The sequence below is a fragment of the Pseudomonas sp. NFACC41-3 genome, assembly GCF_900109505.1.
In the GTDB taxonomy this organism is placed as follows: domain Bacteria; phylum Pseudomonadota; class Gammaproteobacteria; order Pseudomonadales; family Pseudomonadaceae; genus Aquipseudomonas; species Aquipseudomonas chlororaphis.
On record NZ_FOAE01000001.1, the window covers coordinates 769,302 to 785,643 of the forward strand.

Annotated in this window: 15 protein-coding genes; 4 read left to right on the forward strand and 11 right to left on the reverse strand. The window is 65.9% G+C overall.

The genetic code is table 11. The features are described from left to right. Positions 1–64 precede the first annotated feature (64 nt). Positions 65–1,303 (reverse strand): diaminopimelate decarboxylase, encoded by a 1,239-nt coding sequence (lysA, locus tag BMY68_RS03550; RefSeq protein WP_009043186.1) that lies wholly within the window; start codon positions 1,301–1,303, stop codon positions 65–67. A 136-nt stretch (positions 1,304–1,439) separates the two neighbouring features. Here lysA and BMY68_RS03555 point away from each other — a divergent pair, with 136 nt between their 5' ends. Both BMY68_RS03555 and BMY68_RS03560 read left to right on the forward strand, forming a co-directional pair. Next, positions 1,440–2,366, forward strand: a complete 927-nt coding sequence (locus tag BMY68_RS03555) for a LysR family transcriptional regulator (protein WP_085530431.1) — start codon at positions 1,440–1,442, stop codon at positions 2,364–2,366. A 72-nt stretch (positions 2,367–2,438) separates the two neighbouring features. After that, on the forward strand, positions 2,439–3,644 hold the full coding sequence (locus BMY68_RS03560; protein ID WP_085530432.1) for an MFS transporter: 1,206 nt from the start codon (positions 2,439–2,441) through the stop codon (positions 3,642–3,644). A gap of 21 nt (positions 3,645–3,665) precedes the next feature. Here BMY68_RS03560 and BMY68_RS03565 read toward each other — a convergent pair whose 3' ends face one another. The 4 genes from BMY68_RS03565 to BMY68_RS03580 form a co-directional block, all read right to left on the reverse strand. Then, complete coding sequence (locus tag BMY68_RS03565) at positions 3,666–4,256, reverse strand: hypothetical protein (RefSeq protein ID WP_085530433.1); 591 nt, start codon at positions 4,254–4,256, stop codon at positions 3,666–3,668. A 347-nt stretch (positions 4,257–4,603) separates the two neighbouring features. Continuing rightward, positions 4,604–5,782, reverse strand: coding sequence for an acetyl-CoA C-acetyltransferase (locus BMY68_RS03570; RefSeq protein ID WP_007924669.1), 1,179 nt, complete (start codon positions 5,780–5,782; stop codon positions 4,604–4,606). 14 nt (positions 5,783–5,796) lie between these two features. Beyond that, positions 5,797–6,456, reverse strand: a complete 660-nt coding sequence (locus BMY68_RS03575) for a CoA transferase subunit B (protein WP_009043191.1) — start codon at positions 6,454–6,456, stop codon at positions 5,797–5,799. A 32-nt stretch (positions 6,457–6,488) separates the two neighbouring features. After that, positions 6,489–7,187 (reverse strand): CoA transferase subunit A, encoded by a 699-nt coding sequence (locus tag BMY68_RS03580; RefSeq protein WP_007920583.1) that lies wholly within the window; start codon positions 7,185–7,187, stop codon positions 6,489–6,491. A 158-nt stretch (positions 7,188–7,345) separates the two neighbouring features. On the opposite strand from BMY68_RS03580, the gene BMY68_RS03585 reads away from it, so the two are divergent. Continuing rightward, positions 7,346–8,251, forward strand: coding sequence for a LysR family transcriptional regulator (locus BMY68_RS03585; RefSeq protein ID WP_085530434.1), 906 nt, complete (start codon positions 7,346–7,348; stop codon positions 8,249–8,251). Here the strand turns inward: BMY68_RS03585 and BMY68_RS03590 are convergent. The 3 genes from BMY68_RS03590 to BMY68_RS03600 form a co-directional block, all read right to left on the reverse strand. After that, positions 8,248–9,087, reverse strand: coding sequence for an NAD-dependent protein deacetylase (locus tag BMY68_RS03590; protein ID WP_085530435.1), 840 nt, complete (start codon positions 9,085–9,087; stop codon positions 8,248–8,250). The genes BMY68_RS03585 and BMY68_RS03590 overlap by 4 nt on opposite strands. 129 nt (positions 9,088–9,216) lie before the next feature. Next, positions 9,217–11,442 carry an LTA synthase family protein gene (locus tag BMY68_RS03595; protein ID WP_085530436.1) on the reverse strand — a complete coding sequence of 742 codons (2,226 nt, stop codon included), beginning with the start codon at positions 11,440–11,442 and terminating at the stop codon, positions 9,217–9,219. Positions 11,443–11,664: 222 nt separating this feature from the next. Beyond that, entirely contained in the window at positions 11,665–12,741 is a 1,077-nt protein-coding gene (locus BMY68_RS03600) for an AbrB family transcriptional regulator (protein WP_085530437.1), read from the reverse strand. A gap of 128 nt (positions 12,742–12,869) precedes the next feature. On the opposite strand from BMY68_RS03600, the gene BMY68_RS03605 reads away from it, so the two are divergent. Continuing rightward, entirely contained in the window at positions 12,870–13,772 is a 903-nt protein-coding gene (locus tag BMY68_RS03605) for a LysR family transcriptional regulator (RefSeq protein WP_007930891.1), read from the forward strand. 101 nt (positions 13,773–13,873) lie between these two features. Here the strand turns inward: BMY68_RS03605 and BMY68_RS03610 are convergent, their stop codons facing one another. From BMY68_RS03610 to BMY68_RS03620, 3 genes are all read right to left on the reverse strand, one after another. Continuing rightward, positions 13,874–14,314, reverse strand: a complete 441-nt coding sequence (locus BMY68_RS03610) for a CBS domain-containing protein (RefSeq protein WP_009043197.1) — start codon at positions 14,312–14,314, stop codon at positions 13,874–13,876. Positions 14,315–14,488: 174 nt separating this feature from the next. Beyond that, positions 14,489–15,661 (reverse strand): N-methyl-L-tryptophan oxidase, encoded by a 1,173-nt coding sequence (solA, locus tag BMY68_RS03615; RefSeq protein ID WP_085530438.1) that lies wholly within the window; start codon positions 15,659–15,661, stop codon positions 14,489–14,491. Positions 15,662–15,685: 24 nt separating this feature from the next. After that, a complete protein-coding gene (locus BMY68_RS03620; protein ID WP_085530439.1) occupies positions 15,686–16,210 on the reverse strand; it encodes a DUF2867 domain-containing protein in 525 nt (174 codons plus the stop codon). Between the last annotated feature and the right edge of the window lie 132 nt (positions 16,211–16,342).

Sequence of the window (16,342 nt, forward strand, 5' to 3'; positions counted from 1 at the left end):
ATACCTGGAAGGGGGGACAGGCAGATCGTCCCCCCGCTTACCTGTGATGTTGCGTCTCAGGCCCTTACAGCCCCATCTCCAGTTCCAGCAGGTCCGCCAGCGGCTGGCGCCGGCGGATCAGTTTCACCTGGCCATCCTCGAACAGCACTTCCGGCAGCAGTGGCCGGCTGTTGTAGTTGGAGGACATGCTGGCGCCATAGGCGCCGGTGTCGTGGATCACCAGCAGGTCGCCGACCCGGGCCTGGGGCAGCAGCTGCGGGGTCAGGCTTTCGTCGTCCTGGGTGAAGATATCGCCGGACTCGCACAGCGGGCCGCCGACCACGGTGGGCCGCAACTCGCGCTGCACCGCCTGGCCGTTGGCGTCGATCAGGCTCATGGCGTGATAGGCGCCGTACATGGCCGGGCGCATCAGGTCGTTGAAGCCGGTGTCGGCCAGTACGAAGTGATGGTTGCCGGCGTCTTTCACCACCCGCACTTCGCTGACCAGGCAGCCGGCCTCGGCCACCAGGAAACGCCCGGGTTCGATTTCCATGCGCACGCCGTGGCCGAGCCAGGCTTCGATTTCTTCGCGGGCCTGGCGCCAGGCATTGGCGTAGCGCCGCACGTCCACCGGCTCGTCGCCCGCGCGGTAAGGGGTGGACAGGCCGCCGCCGATGGAGAAGGCCTCGATGTCGTGGTCCAGGGACTTGACCGCCGCCACCATGGCCGCGCCGACCTGCTCCAGGTGCCCGTAGTCCACGCCGGAACCGATGTGCATGTGCAGGCCCACCAGCTTCAGGCCGTACTGGCGGATCACCGCGAGGGCTTCGCCGACCTGCTCGTGCCAGATGCCGTGCTTGCTGTTCTCGCCACCGGTGTTGGTCTTGCGGCTATGGCCGTGGCCGAAGCCCGGGTTGATCCGCAGCCACACGCGGTGGCCCGGGGATTTCTCGCCAAGCTGGCGCAGCATGTCGATGGAACCGGCGTTGACCTCGATGTTCAGCTCCACCACCCGTTGCAGGGTGGCGGTGTCGAACAGGTCGCAGGTGAAGACGATGCCGGCCGGATCGCCCTCCGGGCTGAACCCGGCCAGCAACGCCCGCTCGATTTCCCCCAGGGACACCGCGTCCACCCGCACCCCGGCCTCACGGATCAGGCGCAGCACCTGCAGGTTGGAGCAGGCTTTCTGCGCGTAACGCACCACGTCGAAGGCCTTCAGTTGCTGGATGCGCACCTTGATGGTCCGCGCGTCGTAGCACCACAACGGGGTGCCGTACTGGCGGGCGGCGGCGGTCAGTTGCTCGGGAGAAAAGGGAATGGCCATGGCAATCGTCTGTGGCGAGGAAAGAGGCCTGCATGATGCCGAGGGCGACGTATTCAATAAAATATCTATTCTTTGTATCTCGATTCAGTTCTGATATGGCTTGTGTGAATCAACGTCTCAAACCGAGGAGCAAGCCGTGGACATTTCCCTGCGCCATATCGAGGTGTTCCGCGCCATCATGCAGGCCGGCAGCGTCACCGGCGCCGCGCGCCTGCTGTTCACCTCGCAACCCACGGTCAGCCGCGAGCTGGCGCGGCTGGAGAGCCTGTCCGGGCTGAGCCTGTTCGACCGCGAGGGCGGCCGCCTGCTGCCGACCGCCCAGGCGATGCTGTTGCTGGAAGAAGTGGAGCGGGCCTATGTCGGCCTGGAGCGGATCAACAGTGTGGCGCAGTCGATCCGCCGCTTCGAGCACGGCCAGTTGAGCCTGACCTGCCTGCCGCTGTTCTCCCAGACCTTGCTGCCGCGGGTGTGCAAGCACTTCCAGGAGCAACACGCCGGCATCGGCCTGAGCATCACCGCCCAGGAATCGCCCTTGCTCGAAGAGTCCCTCAGCGCCCAGCGCCACGACCTGGGCCTGACCGAAAGCGAACACCTGCCACGGGGCACCCAGGGCGAACTGCTGTTCTGCGCCGACATGGTGTGCATCCTGCCGGAAGGGCACCCATTGCTGGCCAAGCCGCTGCTGCACAGCGAAGACTTTCGCGGGGTGGATTTCATCAACCTGTCAGGCCTGGACATTTATCGTCAGACCCTCGACGAGCATTTTCGCCAGGCCGGCGTCGACCGCCGGGTGGTGATCGAAACCACTAATGCCGCCTCGGTCTGCGCCATGGTGCGCCAGCAGCTGGGGGTGGCGATCATCAACCCGCTGAGTGCCATGGAGGAGGCGGGCCGGGGCCTGGCGATCCGCCCGCTGCAGTTGTCGGTGCCGTACCGGGTGATGCTGATCCGCCCGGATTTCCGGCCGTCGTCGATTTTCGTCGAGGCCTTCTGCGCCTCCTTGAAACAGGAGGCGTCGGCCCTGGCCGCGGCCCTCGAGCGTCGATTGCAACGGGAGCCATGACAGGCATTGCCGTCGTTGTCGGCCTAGGCTTGGAGCAACCGGATCCTTTGTAAACCCTGGGGGATGTCTGTCATGGCGGGACCTGCAATGAGCGACACCGGAAAGCCCCTGAGCCGCGGCATTCCGCGCACGGTCTGGGCGCTGGGATTCGTCAGCCTGTTCATGGACGTGTCGTCCGAGCTGGTGCACAGCCTGTTGCCGCTGTACATGGTCGGCACCCTGGGCATCAGCATGCTGGCGGTCGGCATCATCGAAGGGGTGGCGGAAGCCACGGCGCTGATCGTGAAAGTCTTTTCCGGCGCCCTCAGCGACTTCATCGGCCGGCGCAAGGAACTGCTGCTACTGGGTTACGGCCTGGCGGCGCTGACCAAGCCGCTGTTCCCCCTGGCGAGTTCGGCGGAACTGGTGTTCAGCGCGCGCCTGCTGGACCGTATCGGCAAGGGCATTCGCGGCGCGCCACGGGATGCCCTGGTGGCGGATGTCGCCCCGGCGGAAATTCGCGGCGCCTGTTTTGGCCTGCGCCAGTCGCTGGACACCGTGGGGGCGTTCCTCGGCCCGATCCTGGCCATCGGCCTGATGCTGTGGCTGGCCAACGATATCGCCCAGGTCCTGTGGCTGGCGGTGATCCCCGCGGCGCTGGCCGTGGCGCTGTTGGTCTTCGCCATCCGCGAACCCGAGCATGCCCCCGGCAGCCGGCACTTCCAGTCGCCATTGCGGCTGGCCTCGCTGCGTCGGTTTTCCCGGCATTACTGGTGGGTGGTGGCCATCGGCGCGGCCTTCACCCTGGCCCGTTTCAGTGAGGCGTTCCTGGTGCTGCGGGCCCAGCAACTGGGCTTCTCCGCCGCCTGGGTACCACTGGTGATGGTGGTCATGGCCGGGTTCTACATGGTCTCGGCCTATCCGGTCGGCAAATGGTCGGACCGCATCAACCGCAGCGCCTTGCTCAGCGTCGGCCTGCTGTTGCTGATCCTCGCCGACCTGGTGCTGGCCTATGCCGAGTCGGTGCCGCTGGTGCTGCTCGGCGTCGCCCTGTGGGGCCTGCACATGGGCTTCAGCCAGGGCATCCTCGCCACCCTGGTGGCCGACACCACGCCCGCCGACCTCAAGGGCACGGCCTTCGGTGTGTTCAACCTGTTGAGCGGAATGGCCCTGCTGCTGGCCAGCGTGATCGCCGGCTGGCTGTGGCAGGCCCATGGCGCGGCGCTGACGTTCTACGCCGGGGCCGGGTTTGCCGGCTTGTCGTTGCTGTTGCTGATGGGCAAGCCGAAGTCGCCGTGACAGCCTCTGGGGGGCAAGGCGCTAACGGCTCTCGCCAGGCTGGTCGGCCGCCAGGCTCCAGACAATCGAGCTGAGGATGCCCAGGTCGAGCAACAGGGCCTGCGAGCGCAGAACCTTGCGCAAGGGGGTGTAGTCGGCCTTGGTCGCCTTGAAGCTGGACCTTTCCAGCACATGGATATGTCGGGTCACCACAGTGACGGCGAGGTTGGCCAGCTGCTTCTCGGTGTCGGGCACCGCGATATCCAGCTCTTGCAAGCGCTTCTGGAAGGCGCTGATGGCGTCTTTTTCACTGTCATCCCGGGGCTGGTAGAGGATCTTCTGCTCGGGGGCGCTTGCAGTGACTTTCTTGTACAGGGCGACCGACTCGTTGAAGTGCTCCAGGGCCGCTGCCTTGGCCTCGGTGGCATGCAGGGTGTCCCGCAGTTCGAGGTACATCAGCATTTCGTGGGATTTCTGCAAGCCTCGGTGCAGCTCGGCGCCGGCGTTGGTCGAGAGCTTCTCGAGTCCTTTTCTGTCCGCGTCGAAGGAGGGGCCAGCACTGGCCTGGAGGCTGACCAGCCCCGCCAGCACTATGCAAAAGCCGGCGTAGAGCAGGCATCTGATCGGGCGCATGTTCCGCTCCTCGTTATCGGGTCGATGAAGCAGGCGAAGGGCTGGGTGGCATGCCGGGCTCTGCCCATGGGGGCTTGAGCGCTGTGATCCGGCTTCGACGGATAAGGCTCCACGCATCGGCCTGGACTGTTTCAGCCGTGAGTCAGTGGGCAGGAAGGCGTGGAAAACGAGTCTCGCCAGCCGCATGAGTTGAATGTAGCTGACGGATGGGTGGCTGCCAGCGGCCTCTGTCCGGCGTCTGCCGGGCCGCAAAATGAACCCGGCGCACCATGGGGTGCGCCGGGCGTATTGCCGGCCAGCCGCCGGATGTCGTGGGTCCGAGGGCCGGCCGTGGTGCGCGGTAAGCGTTAGCGTTCGATGGCCAATGCCACGCCCTGGCCGCCACCGATGCACAGGGTGGCCAGGCCTTTCTTGGCATCGCGCTTGAGCATTTCGTGCAGCAGGGTCACCAGCACCCGGCAGCCCGAAGCGCCGATCGGGTGGCCGAGGGCGATGGCGCCGCCGTTGACGTTGACCTTGCTCGCGTCCCAGCCCAGTTCCTTGCCCACCGACAACGCCTGGGCGGCGAAGGCTTCGTTGGCTTCGATCAGGTCCAGCTGCTCCAGGGACCAGCCGGCCTTGTCCAGGCAGCGGCGGGTGGCCGACACCGGACCGATGCCCATGATCGCCGGGTCGACGCCAGCGTTGGCGTAGGCGGCGATCTTCGCCAGCACCGGCAGGCCCAGGGCCCGGGCCTTGGCCGCGCTCATCAGGATCACCGCGGCGGCGCCGTCGTTCAGCGACGAGGCGTTGCCGGCGGTGACCGTGCCGTCTTTCTTGAAGGCCGGCTTGAGCTTGCCCAGGGATTCGGCGGTGGTGCCGGCGCGCGGCTGCTCGTCGGTGGCGAAGGCCACGGGTTCGCCCTTGCGCTGGGGAATCAGGATCGGGGTGATTTCATCGACGAAACGCCCACCTTCGATGGCGGCCACGGCCTTCTGCTGCGAGGCGGCGGCGAAGGCGTCCTGGGCTTCGCGGCTGATGGCGTATTTGTCCACCAGGTTCTCGGCGGTGATGCCCATGTGGTAGTCGTTGAAGGCGTCCCACAGGCCGTCGCTGATCATGCTGTCGACGATCTGGCTGTGGCCCATGCGCAGGCCGGTGCGGGCACCGGGCAGCACGTAGTTGGCCAGGCTCATGTTCTCCTGGCCGCCGGCGATGATCACCTCGGCGTCGCCGCAGCGGATCGCCTGGGCGCCCAGGTGCAGGGCCTTGAGGCCGGAGCCGCAGACCTTGTTCAGGGTCAGCGCCGGCACGGCGTGGGGCAGGCCGGCCTTGATCGCGGCCTGGCGCGCCGGGTTCTGCCCGGCGCCGGCGGTGAGCACCTGGCCCATGATCACTTCATCGACCTGGGCGCCGTCCAGGCCGGTCTGGGCCAGCAGCTGGCGGATCACCGCGGCGCCGAGATCGACCGCAGGAATGTTCGCCAGCGAACCCTGGAAACTGCCGACCGCGGTGCGGGTGGCGGCAACGATTACGACGTCTTGCATGGTCTGGTTGCTCCTCAGGCGAACTGCATTTCAGGCACGTGGGCCGGCACGATCAGCTTGCCGGCGGTCTTGCCGACGATTTCCTCGACGCTCACGCCCGGGGCGCGCTCCTTGAGGATGAACGCGCCGTTCTCGATCTCCAGGTAAGCCAGGTCGGTCAGCACGCGCTTGATGCAGTTGGCGCCGGTCAGCGGCAGGCTGCAGCGCGACAGCAGTTTCGACTCGCCGTCTTTCGAGGCGTGGGTCATGGTGACGATGATGTTGTCCGCGCCGGCCACCAGGTCCATGGCGCCGCCCATGCCCTTGACCAGCTTGCCGGGGATCATCCACGAGGCGATGTTGCCCTGCACGTCGACCTCGAAGGCGCCGAGCACGGTGAGGTCGATATGGCCGCCACGGATCATCGCGAAGGATTCGGCGGAAGAGAAAATCGACGCGCCGATGCGCGCGGTGACGGTCTGCTTGCCGGCGTTGATCATGTCGGCATCGACTTCGTCGTCGGTGGGGAAGGCGCCCATGCCGAGCAGGCCGTTTTCCGATTGCAGCATCACTTCCATGCCGTCGGGGATGTAGTTGGCCACCAGGGTCGGGATGCCGATGCCGAGGTTAACGTAGAAACCGTCCTGCAGTTCGCGGGCGACGCGTTGAGCCATTTGTTCGCGGGTAAGAGCCATTTTTTATTCTCCGTCAGTCGTTGGGCGGGCGATTACTTGCGCACGGTGCGCTGTTCGATGCGTTTTTCGAACGTGCCGCAAATGATCCGGTCGACGTAGATGCCGGGGGTGTGGATCTGCGTCGGGTCCAGCTCGCCCGGCTCGACGATCTCTTCGACCTCGACCACGGTGATCTTGCCGGCGGTGGCGGCCAGCGGGTTGAAGTTCTGCGCGGTGTGGCGGTAGACCACGTTGCCGAAGTGGTCGGCTTTCCAGCCTTTGACGATGGCGAAGTCGCCGGTGATGGATTCTTCCATCAGGTAGGCGCGGCCGTTGAATTCACGGGTTTCCTTGCCGTCGGCGACCGGGGTGCCGACGCCGGTGGCGGTGAAGAAGGCCGGGATGCCGGCGCCGCCGGCGCGCATCTTCTCGGCGAGGGTGCCTTGCGGGGTCAGCACCACTTCGATTTCGCCGCTCAGCAGTTGCTTCTCGAACAGGGCGTTTTCACCGACGTAGGAGGCCACTACCTTGCTGATCTGCCGGTCTTCCAGGAGCACGCCGAGGCCGAAGCCGTCGACGCCGCAGTTGTTGGAGACCACGGTCAGGTCGCGGGTGCCGCGACGCTTGATCTCGGCGATCAGGTTTTCCGGAATGCCGCACAGGCCGAAGCCGCCGGAGATCACGGTCATGCCGTCCTTGAGACCTTCGAGGGCTTCCTCATAGGACGCCACGCGCTTGTCGAAACCTGCCATCTGCACATCCTCTTGTTATTGGTATTTGCGTTGCCAGCCGGCTGGCTGGCCGTATGAAGAGAGTGAGCCGCAGTGTTGCGCCAGGGGATTGATTTGTTAAGTTGATTTTTAAGGTTGATTGATAGATAAAACTCAACAGTCGATCCCGAGGGCAGAGCATGACCGTCAAACAGATCCGCGCCTTTCTGGCGGTGGCCCAGAGCCTGAGTTTCGCCGTGGCCTGCGAACGCCTGCACCTGTCGCAGTCGGCCCTGAGCCTGACCATCAAGGCCCTGGAGGACGGCCTCGGCGGACGCCTGTTCAGCCGCAACACACGCAATGTCGCCCTGACCCCGGAAGGCGAGGCGCTGGTACCCCTGGCGCGGCGCCTGATCGCCGACTGGGACAACGCCGAGGACGAACTGCGCCAACGTTTCACCCTGCAGCGCGGGCGGGTGACCCTGGCGGCCATGCCGTCCTTTGCCGGCAACCTGCTGCCGCCGATCCTCAAGACCTTTCGCGCGCGTTACCCGCAGGTCAACGTCACGGTCAACGACGTGATCAACGAGCAAGTGCTGGAGATGGTCCGCGACCGCCAGGTGGAATTGGGGGTGGCCTTCGAGCCGCAGCAAAGCGCATCGCTGCAATTCACCCCGCTGTACATCGACCGCTTCGTCGCCGTGGTGCCCAGCGATTCGCCCCTGGCCGAGCTGAAGGACATCGACTGGCAATCGCTGCTGAAACAGCCCTTCATTACCCTGCAACGGCCGTCCACGGTGCGGGTGATGCTTGAAGAGCACTTGCTGGCGCGGGGCATGAAATTGCCGGTGGAATTCGAAAGCCATCAACTGGCGACAGTGGGGCGAATGGTCGCCAGCGGTCTCGGTGTGAGCGCGGTGCCGGCCCTGTGCGCCGGACAGATGCGCGAGCTGGGCGCGCGCTGCATCACCCTGCGCGACCCGGTGGTGGAACGCGCCATCGGAGTGCTGACCAACCCCGGGCATGAACTGTCGAGCGCGGCCCAGGCGCTGTTCGACATTCTGCGCGGAGCCGGTCTGGCTGAGCGCCTGTCGGGGGTTGCCTAGGAGCTCAGGCGCTCGGCCAGCAGCGGCAACAGCTGTTCGCAGGAGGCGGCGATCTTCAGGTCCAGCAGCTCGTCGGCGCGGGTCTTGCCGAAGTTGATGGCGATCAGCGGCTTGCCCTGGTCGGCCATGACCTTGCACAGGCGAAAGGCCGAATAGGCCATCAGCGACGAACCCACCACCAGCAGGCCGGCGGCCTGCTCGATGCTGTGCAGGGCCTTGGCCGCGGTGGCCTGGGCCACGTTTTCGCCGAAGAACACCACATCCGGTTTCAGCCGCTCGCCAGCGCAATGAGGGCAGCGGGGCACCTGGAAACGTTCCTCGAACACCGGGTCGAGCAGGGTGTCGCCGTCGGGCGCCTGCACCGCGTCGACGCCGGCCAGGTAGGGGTTGTGCAGTTCCAGCAATTGCTGGATCGCCTGCCGATCGCTGCGTTGGCGGCAATCCAGGCAGACCACCCGGTGCAGGTTGCCGTGCAGTTCGATCACATCGCGGCTGCCGGCCTGGTCGTGCAGGGTGTCGACGTTTTGGGTGATCAAGCCGGCGATTTTCTGCCGCGCCTGTAAATGCGCCAACGCCTCGTGGGCCGCGTTCGGCCGGGCCTGGCGGATCCGCGGCCAGCCGAGCATGGCCCGTGCCCAGTAGCGGCGCCGGGCCTTGGGCTCGGCCAGGAACTCCTGGTACATCATTGGTTGCTGGCCGCGCCGCACGCCGTCGTTGTCGCGGTAGTCGGGAATCCCCGAAGGGGTGCTGATGCCTGCGCCCGTGAGGACCATGAAGGGGCGCTCGGCCATTAGTCGCTGCAACTGCTCCAGAGGGGTGTCCAGGGTGTCGGTCATGTGCGTCCTCGTACTCCGGCGGTGGCGCTGCGGACCGCAGCGAGGCCATACCTTGTGCCTGACGAGGAGTTTAGACAAGGGCGCGGGAGCTGGACGGTCGTGCTGCCGACCAGCTCCCGGGGAGGCGATTCAGGAGGCGTGCGGATTGTCGTCCTGGGGTTCTTCGCTGTCTTGCTCTTGCCCCGGCAGTTCGGTGATCACGCTGAAGTCACTGACTTCCACCGCGCCCAGGCCGTAGCCCAGCAGGTGGAAGGAGAAGGCTTTGCGCGATTCCGGGTTGGCGAAGCTGAAGTCCATTTCCAGCGGCTGGTCGGGGGTGACCAGCATCTCTTCCGGCAGGCCCAGGGGCACGTCTTGCTCGCGCTCCTTGCCCTTGAGCAGGATGTAGGCGTTCTGCTGCGGGTCGGCCGAACGCACGGTGAAGCGCACGCGGGTCAGCGAGCCCTTGGGCATTTCCAGGTACTGCGCGCCGATCAGGTTGTCGGCCCAGTCATCCTTGATCTGCGCCTGCAGCGGGATGATCGCCGGGCTGCCGAACTGGTAGTGCAGGTTCAGCGGCGATTGCAGCAGGGTGCGGTCCAAACCTTCGGCCCGGGCGCTGATCTGGCGCGCCCGCAGGCCGCCATACTGGCCCTTGAAGGTGGCGCTGTCGGCGATGAAACCGGTGCTTGCGTAGTAGCGGCAACGCTGCTGGAAATCGCACTCGGTCAGGGTGCCCTGGCCATCGTGATAACGCAGCTTGCCGTTGGTGTAGGACATGATCTCCCGGCCCAGGGCGTAGTCGCGAAATAGCGAGCGGCCGCTGAGGCTGTCCGGTACCTGGAAGCCGAAGTAGTCGAGCACCGAGGCGCTCAGGTCGACATGGCCGTAGGTCCCGGACTTGAGTCTGGGTAACTGCGCCTGCTCCGGGGCGAGCATCAGGTTGAAGCCCCAGGACGAGGCCAGGCGCACGCCATCGATGCCGTGGGACTCGTCCGAGGTGATCACCACCAGGGTATCCTTGAGCACGCCCTGGCGCTCCAGCTGGTCCATGAATTCACCGATGGCATCGTCCAGGTAGGCCACCGCGGCCTGCTTGGGTGTGTCGAAGCGGTTGAGGTATTCCTCCGGCGCGGAGTAGGGCTGGTGGGTGCCGACGGTCAGCAGGGTGAGCATCCAAGGCTGCTTCTGCTTTTTCAGCTGGCCGACATAGTCCAGCGCGCCTTCGAAGAAGGCCTTGTCGTCCTTGCCCCAGGGGAAGTCCAGGTAGTTGGCGTTGCTGAACCACTCCAGGCCGTGGGTCGAGTCGAAGCCGATGTGCGGCATGATCTTGTCTTTGGCCATGAAGCGCAGGCCGGCGCCTTGCAGGTAATGGGTATTGAAACCCTGCTTGCGCAGCTGGGCCGGCAGGCAGGCCTGGTTGCGCTGGCTTTGGGTCAGCAGCTCGATGCCCTTGGGCGTACCGTTGTCGAGCTTGTCGTAGTCGCCGCAGAGCATGGCGTACAGGCCGCGGATGGTCTGGTGGCTGTGCAGTACGTAGTCCGGGGTGTTCATGCCGCGTTCGGCCCAGGCGCTGAGCTTGGGCATCAGGTTGTCCTGGTAGCGGCTGTGCAGGGCCTCGCGGTTGGTCTTGATATAGGCCCCGGGAATGCCTTCCAGGGCGATCACCAGCACGTTGCGCGCCTGGCCCGGGGCGGCCAGCAACGGCTCGCCGTCGAGGTCGAGCTGGGTCAGGCCGGCCATCTGCACCGGCAGTTCGGGCACATCGCCTTCCAGCCATTGTTCCAGCTGTACCTGGCCCTGGCCGGCGGCGGCCGCGAGCAACTGGTGCGGCAGGTTGAACAGGCGCCATTGATCGGCTTCGCTGGGGTTCAGGTATTGCACGCCGCCGTGGGCCAGCCACAGCAGCGCCGGGGCGGTCCAGGCATGGCGTGGCAAGCGCGGGGCGCGGGTGCCGCGGGCCGCCCATTGCACGCCCAGCCACAACGCCAGCCCGGACAGCAGCGCCGCCGCCAGCCAGGGATGGGCCAGGCCGCCGCCGGTGGAGTTGCCGACGAACTGTGGGTCGAACAGGTAATGCAAGTCGGAGGCATTGGGCAGGCGGCCCACGGCGCTGACCAGCTCGGCGCTGGCGATGCTCAGCAGGCTCCACACCAGCAGCACCGGCAGGGCCAGCCACCAGGGCCGGCGGTACAGCAGCAGGGTCAACAGGCCCGCGGTGCCCAGGTCGGAGAGATAGCCCAGGGGGTCGGACCAGCCGAGCAGCGCGCGCGCCACCAGGGGCACGAGCAGCACCAGGCTCAGCAGTGCGCCGAGGGGGGCCAGGGGATGATGGAAAACACGCCGGATGAAATTCACGAAAAACCTGCCAGTCATTAAATCTTCACGCAAATGTGCGCCATGGTAACAACAGCCGGCGGCAAGACGTTTCTTATTCGCGAGGGAAATAAGCTTCAGGGCCGCTGCTGAAACGGCCCGGGGCGCTGCAGGGCGGCGGCTTGAAGCCTGTATTCAGGCGCCTGGCGGCGGGGGCTGGGAAGGAGGGATGGCACTTGGATTTACTATTTCAGAGTGTTTAAAGACGCGCGGCCCCAGGGTTCAGCGCGCCCACTTGATGATCAGCCGGGCGAAAAAAGCGCCGCTGACGATCACCGCGAACAGCCGCAGGGTCTGCATGGCCAGCACCAGGCCGACGTCGGAGTGGGTGTCCACCGCGATGATCGTCATGGCGTCCAGGCCGCCGGGGCTGGTGGCGAGGTAGACCGAGAGGAAATCCTTGTCCAGCCAGTGCGCCAGCAGCCAGGCTGACAGTGCGCAGAGGGCGATCAGCAGCACCGCGCCGAAGATCATCGCCGGCAGGCGGGTCCAGACGTAGCGCACGGTCGGCCGGTCGAAGCGCAGGCCGATGTAGCAGCCGATGGCGCCATAGGCCAGGGCCAGCAGCCAGCCGGGCAGGGTGATGTGCAGCAGTCCGGAGACCTGCAGCGCGCCGCCGATCAGCAGCGGCACCAGCAGGGCCCCGGCCGGCACCCGTGAGCCGAGCAGCACGCCGAGCACGATGATGCCCAGGGTCAGGCCGAGGTTGAGCAGGGTGAAGGTCTGCAGCACCACCTCGGTGCTGTGGGCCTGGCTGCCGCCGGCAGGGACGCCGATCCAGTGGCCGGCCAGGGCGCCGATCATCACCACGCAGACCACTCGCACGTACTGCATGGTGGCCACCACCCGCGAGTCGGCGCCGAAGTCGTCGGCCATCGCGACCATGGCCGAGGCCGCCCCCGGCGCGGTGCCCCAGGCCGCAGTGCTGGGTGGCAGGCCGCCGAGGCGCACCAGCGCCAGGCCGACCAGGGCACTGAGGCAGACGGTGAGCAAGGTGGCGAACAGCATCACGTGCCAGGACTGGGCCATCGAGGCCAGCACGGCCATGGTCATGGAGTGGGCGGCCAGGACCCCGACCGAGCCCTGGCCGAGGCGAAAGGCCTGGCGCGGCACGCGGATGCTGGCGCCGCTGACGCCGAAACCGATGGCTACCAGCATCGGCCCGAGAAACTGCCCGGCGGGCACCTCGAAGTGGTTCAACAGTTGCCCGGCGCTGCCGGCGAGGATCAGCAGCGCCAGCCATTGCAGGGCAAGGGGCCAGGCGGACAGGGACAAAGGCGAGGGACGAGGCAAGGGCATTCTCCAGCGCGCTGGCCGTTCCTGTTGCGGGACCGTTGCTACCAGCGCTTCGGAGCAAATTATTGATAGCGCAATTGATCAAGTCTAGTTTCTAATTGTGATCAACTAATAACTCTGGTTTATCGATCATGGACCTGCGCGACCTGACCTATTTCGAAACCATCGCCGAGCTCGGCCACCTCGGGCGCGCGGCGCAGAAGCTCAATCGCAGCCAGCCGGCGCTGACCAAGAGCATCCAGCGCCTGGAAGAGTCCTTCGGCACCAAGCTGTTCGAGCGTGACGGGCGGCGAATCAAGCTGACGGCGGTGGGCCAGTTGCTGCAACAGCGCGCGCGGCAGTTGCAGCAGAACATCGCCGAGACCCATCGCGAGGTGCGCGATTTTGCCAGCGGCGTGCTCGGAAATATCCGCCTGGGCTGTGCCGCCAGCATGGCCGAGCACTTGCTGCCGCAGATGACCGCGACCCTGCTGGAGCGCGCCCCGGACATCACCCTGAACCTGGTGATCGGCCAGGACGACGTGCTCCGCGAGTCCCTGCGTTCGGGGCGCCTGGACATGGTGATTTGCCCGCTGTCCGAGGGTGACCCGCACCTGAGCCATCACACCCTGTTCGAAGACCAGGCCGTGGTGGTGGCCAGCCGCGACCACCCGGTGTTCGACACGCCGATGCGCCTGCAAGACCTGTGTGACTACCGTTGGGTACTGCCGGGAACCGGAGTCTCGGCCCGCCGCTGGATCGACAATGTGTTCCAGAGCCACCAACTGCCATTGCCGTCGGTGCAGATCGAGACCAACACCATTTCCCTGCTGCCGCGGCTAATCGCCAAGACCGGGCTGCTGAGCTTCCTGGCCCGGGAAACCCTGGACGACTTCAAGGGCATCGCCCACCTGCGGGAAGTGCCGCTGGCACAAACCCGCATGCATCGCAGCATCGTGGTACTGGTGCGGACCGAAGGTTACCTGTCGCCGGCGGCCCAGCTGCTTTTGGATTTGCTCAAGCGCGATGGGCGGCAGTTCTTCACCGCGGGTTAAACGGCGCCTGGTAAGGGGCTACACACTGTGTGCTTCGCTCCTACAGAAGATAGGTGTGCGGGGGAATGTAGCCGCCCAAAGGCGGCTACCAGGGAGGAGGCTTACTCGCCGCGAATGTACTGTTCCAGCTGGCGGATCAGGTTGGCCTGTTCGGCGATGGCTTCCTTGACCAGGTCGCCGATCGACAGCAGGCCCAGCAACTGGCCGTCTTCCACCACCGGCAGGTGCCGCAGGTGGCTGTCGGTCATGATGCCCATGCAGGTTTCCACGCTCTGGTGCGAGTCCACGGTGATCACCGGCGAACTCATGATCGCGCTGACCGGCGTGCCCACCGAGGAGCGGCCGTGCAGCACCAGTTTGCGCGCGTAGTCGCGTTCGCTGATGACCCCGACCACTTCGCCGTTCTGCATCACGGGCAGGGCGCCGACGTTCTTCTCGGCCATCAGCATCAGTGCTTCAAGCACCATCTGGTGGGGCGCGATGGTGTGCACTTGCTGGTTGTGCTTGGCCTTCAACTTCAGTACTTCAGCGACGCTCTTCATGGGGCGCTCCTGTTGTTTTGCCCTGGGCGGTCTGGCGCCGCCCCGCGGGGGTCTCTACAGAATCGTAGAGACTGAACGAAGGGGCAAGGTTGAAAGCGGCACCCACAGAAGGAAAAACGTCACTGAATCGTTTCTTCCCGGAAAACGCCCCGTCACAGGGCATCCAGGCACCCCTCAATGGCCGAAGCGCGCCAGGGAAAATGCACTCAAATCGATCTCGCTGCGTCCGTCCACCAGCCGCTGGGCCAGGGCTTCGCCAATCGCCGCCGAGTGCTTGAAGCCGTGGCCGGAACAGGCGCTGACTACCGTGACGTTGGCCAGGCGCGGGTGTTCGTCGATGATGAAGTGCGAGTCCGGGGTCACGGTGTAGGCGCAGACCGCGGACTTCACCAGTCGCGGCGTGACCCCGGCGATAGTGGCCAGCACCAGGTCGCGGTACATCGCCTCGCTCTGCGCCGCGCTGACCTGGCGGTCCAGGTTGTCCGGCGTCGAAGTCTCGCGGTACTGCTCGGTGGCGATCTTCATGCTGCCTTCGCCGGGGATCGGCGGAAAGCCGTAGCAGGTCTGCTCGTCGCTGGCGCCGTGGACGATAAAACTCGGCGAGTGTTCGGGGAAGATCAGCGGTTCCGCCAACTGGTACCAGTACAAGGTCTGCCGGCACACCCGCAGCAACTTATCGAACGGCGCGCCGAGCAATGGGCTGGACCACATGCCGGCACAGACCACCACCTGGGCCGCGCTGATACGCCGGTTCTGGCAGGTGACCTGCACCCGGCCCGGGGTGCTGTCGATATCCAGCACCGTCTCGCCGGTGATCAGGGTCGCGCCCAACTGGCGGGCCAGGGTCAGCTGCGCGTCGATGCAACGCTCCGGCCGCACATAACCGCCGCCGGGCTCGAAGTAACCCAGGGCGCTGTCGTGGATCGGCGCGAACTGCGGGAAGCGCTGGCGGATCTGCGTGGCGTCCAGCACTTCATGCTCGATGCCGAATTGGCGGGCCAGGGCCAGGGTGTTTTCGGTGAAGTCCGGCGCGCCGTCCTGGCCGCCCGGGGTGGCGCTGGAGGTCATCACCAGTACCCCGCATTGCTCGAACAACGGCGCATCCTGCTGCGCTTCCAGCTCGCGCCAGATCTGCTGCGCACGGATCGCCAGCGGCACATAGGCGGCGCCTTCGCCCACGGCCTGGCGGGTGATGCGGGTGTCGCCATGACTCGAACCCTGGTCGTGGGGTGGGGCAAAACGGTCGATGCCGGCCACCTTCACGCCACGCTTGGCCAACTGGTACAGGGTCGCTGCGCCCATGGCGCCCAGGCCTACTACTACAACGTCGAACTCGGGTGTCTGCATGGCAGTGTCCTTGAATGTGGCGGCTCAGCGGCGATTGATGTTGGCCAGGGTCATGGGCGCGATGAGCCGATGGAACGGTGCCACCGGCAGCATGTACAGGCGCCCCAGCAGGTTGCGTGGGTGGACCACGGTGGACAGCACCACCGGGCGTTGGCCTTCGGCGGTCAGCGGCAGGCGATTGAGGGACAGGTACACGTCCAGGTGCTGGTCGCGGTCCACCAACAGTACCTCGTCGGGGGCCTGGGCAACCAGGGTGAAGATGCCGACCCGGTCGTCCGGCCGGTAATCCTCGTCCGCCCTGGTCAGGTCGATCTGCGTCAGGCGCCCCAGGTCCTTGAGGCCGAACAACTGCACCACGCGGTTGCGCAGGCCCATCATCCGGTCGATCCAGGCCGGGGTCTGGCTCATCAGGTTGAGCAGGTGGCGCATGGCCGTGCGCTCGGGGTCGTTGGCCAGGACCTGACGGCAATCGATGAAGCTCGCCCCGACGGCCAGGTTGGCAATGCTGGAGTGGCTGGGCAATGGACAAGGCTGGACGGCGGTCTGCATCGATACGTTCCCTGTAGAAGTGGCGGCGCCTGGTTGCGCCGCGAGCGGCAAAAAATAGCATTGTTTGTGGTTGGGGGACTCACCGGATGATGCAGCGACCCTGTAGCCGCTGCCGAGCCCGCGAGGCTGCGA

Coding starts and splice junctions, on each gene's coding strand:
- lysA (WP_009043186.1), bottom strand. CDS start 1,303: ATGGCCATTCCCTTTTCTCCCGAGCAACTGACCGCCGCCGCCCGCCAG.
- BMY68_RS03560 (WP_085530432.1), top strand. CDS start 2,439: ATGGCGGGACCTGCAATGAGCGACACCGGAAAGCCCCTGAGCCGCGGC.
- BMY68_RS03565 (WP_085530433.1), bottom strand. CDS start 4,256: ATGCGCCCGATCAGATGCCTGCTCTACGCCGGCTTTTGCATAGTGCTG.
- BMY68_RS03570 (WP_007924669.1), bottom strand. CDS start 5,782: ATGCAAGACGTCGTAATCGTTGCCGCCACCCGCACCGCGGTCGGCAGT.
- BMY68_RS03575 (WP_009043191.1), bottom strand. CDS start 6,456: ATGGCTCTTACCCGCGAACAAATGGCTCAACGCGTCGCCCGCGAACTG.
- BMY68_RS03580 (WP_007920583.1), bottom strand. CDS start 7,187: ATGGCAGGTTTCGACAAGCGCGTGGCGTCCTATGAGGAAGCCCTCGAA.
- BMY68_RS03585 (WP_085530434.1), top strand. CDS start 7,346: ATGACCGTCAAACAGATCCGCGCCTTTCTGGCGGTGGCCCAGAGCCTG.
- BMY68_RS03590 (WP_085530435.1), bottom strand. CDS start 9,087: ATGACCGACACCCTGGACACCCCTCTGGAGCAGTTGCAGCGACTAATG.
- BMY68_RS03595 (WP_085530436.1), bottom strand. CDS start 11,442: ATGACTGGCAGGTTTTTCGTGAATTTCATCCGGCGTGTTTTCCATCAT.
- BMY68_RS03600 (WP_085530437.1), bottom strand. CDS start 12,741: ATGCCCTTGCCTCGTCCCTCGCCTTTGTCCCTGTCCGCCTGGCCCCTT.
- BMY68_RS03605 (WP_007930891.1), top strand. CDS start 12,870: ATGGACCTGCGCGACCTGACCTATTTCGAAACCATCGCCGAGCTCGGC.
- BMY68_RS03610 (WP_009043197.1), bottom strand. CDS start 14,314: ATGAAGAGCGTCGCTGAAGTACTGAAGTTGAAGGCCAAGCACAACCAG.
- solA (WP_085530438.1), bottom strand. CDS start 15,661: ATGCAGACACCCGAGTTCGACGTTGTAGTAGTAGGCCTGGGCGCCATG.
- BMY68_RS03620 (WP_085530439.1), bottom strand. CDS start 16,210: ATGCAGACCGCCGTCCAGCCTTGTCCATTGCCCAGCCACTCCAGCATT.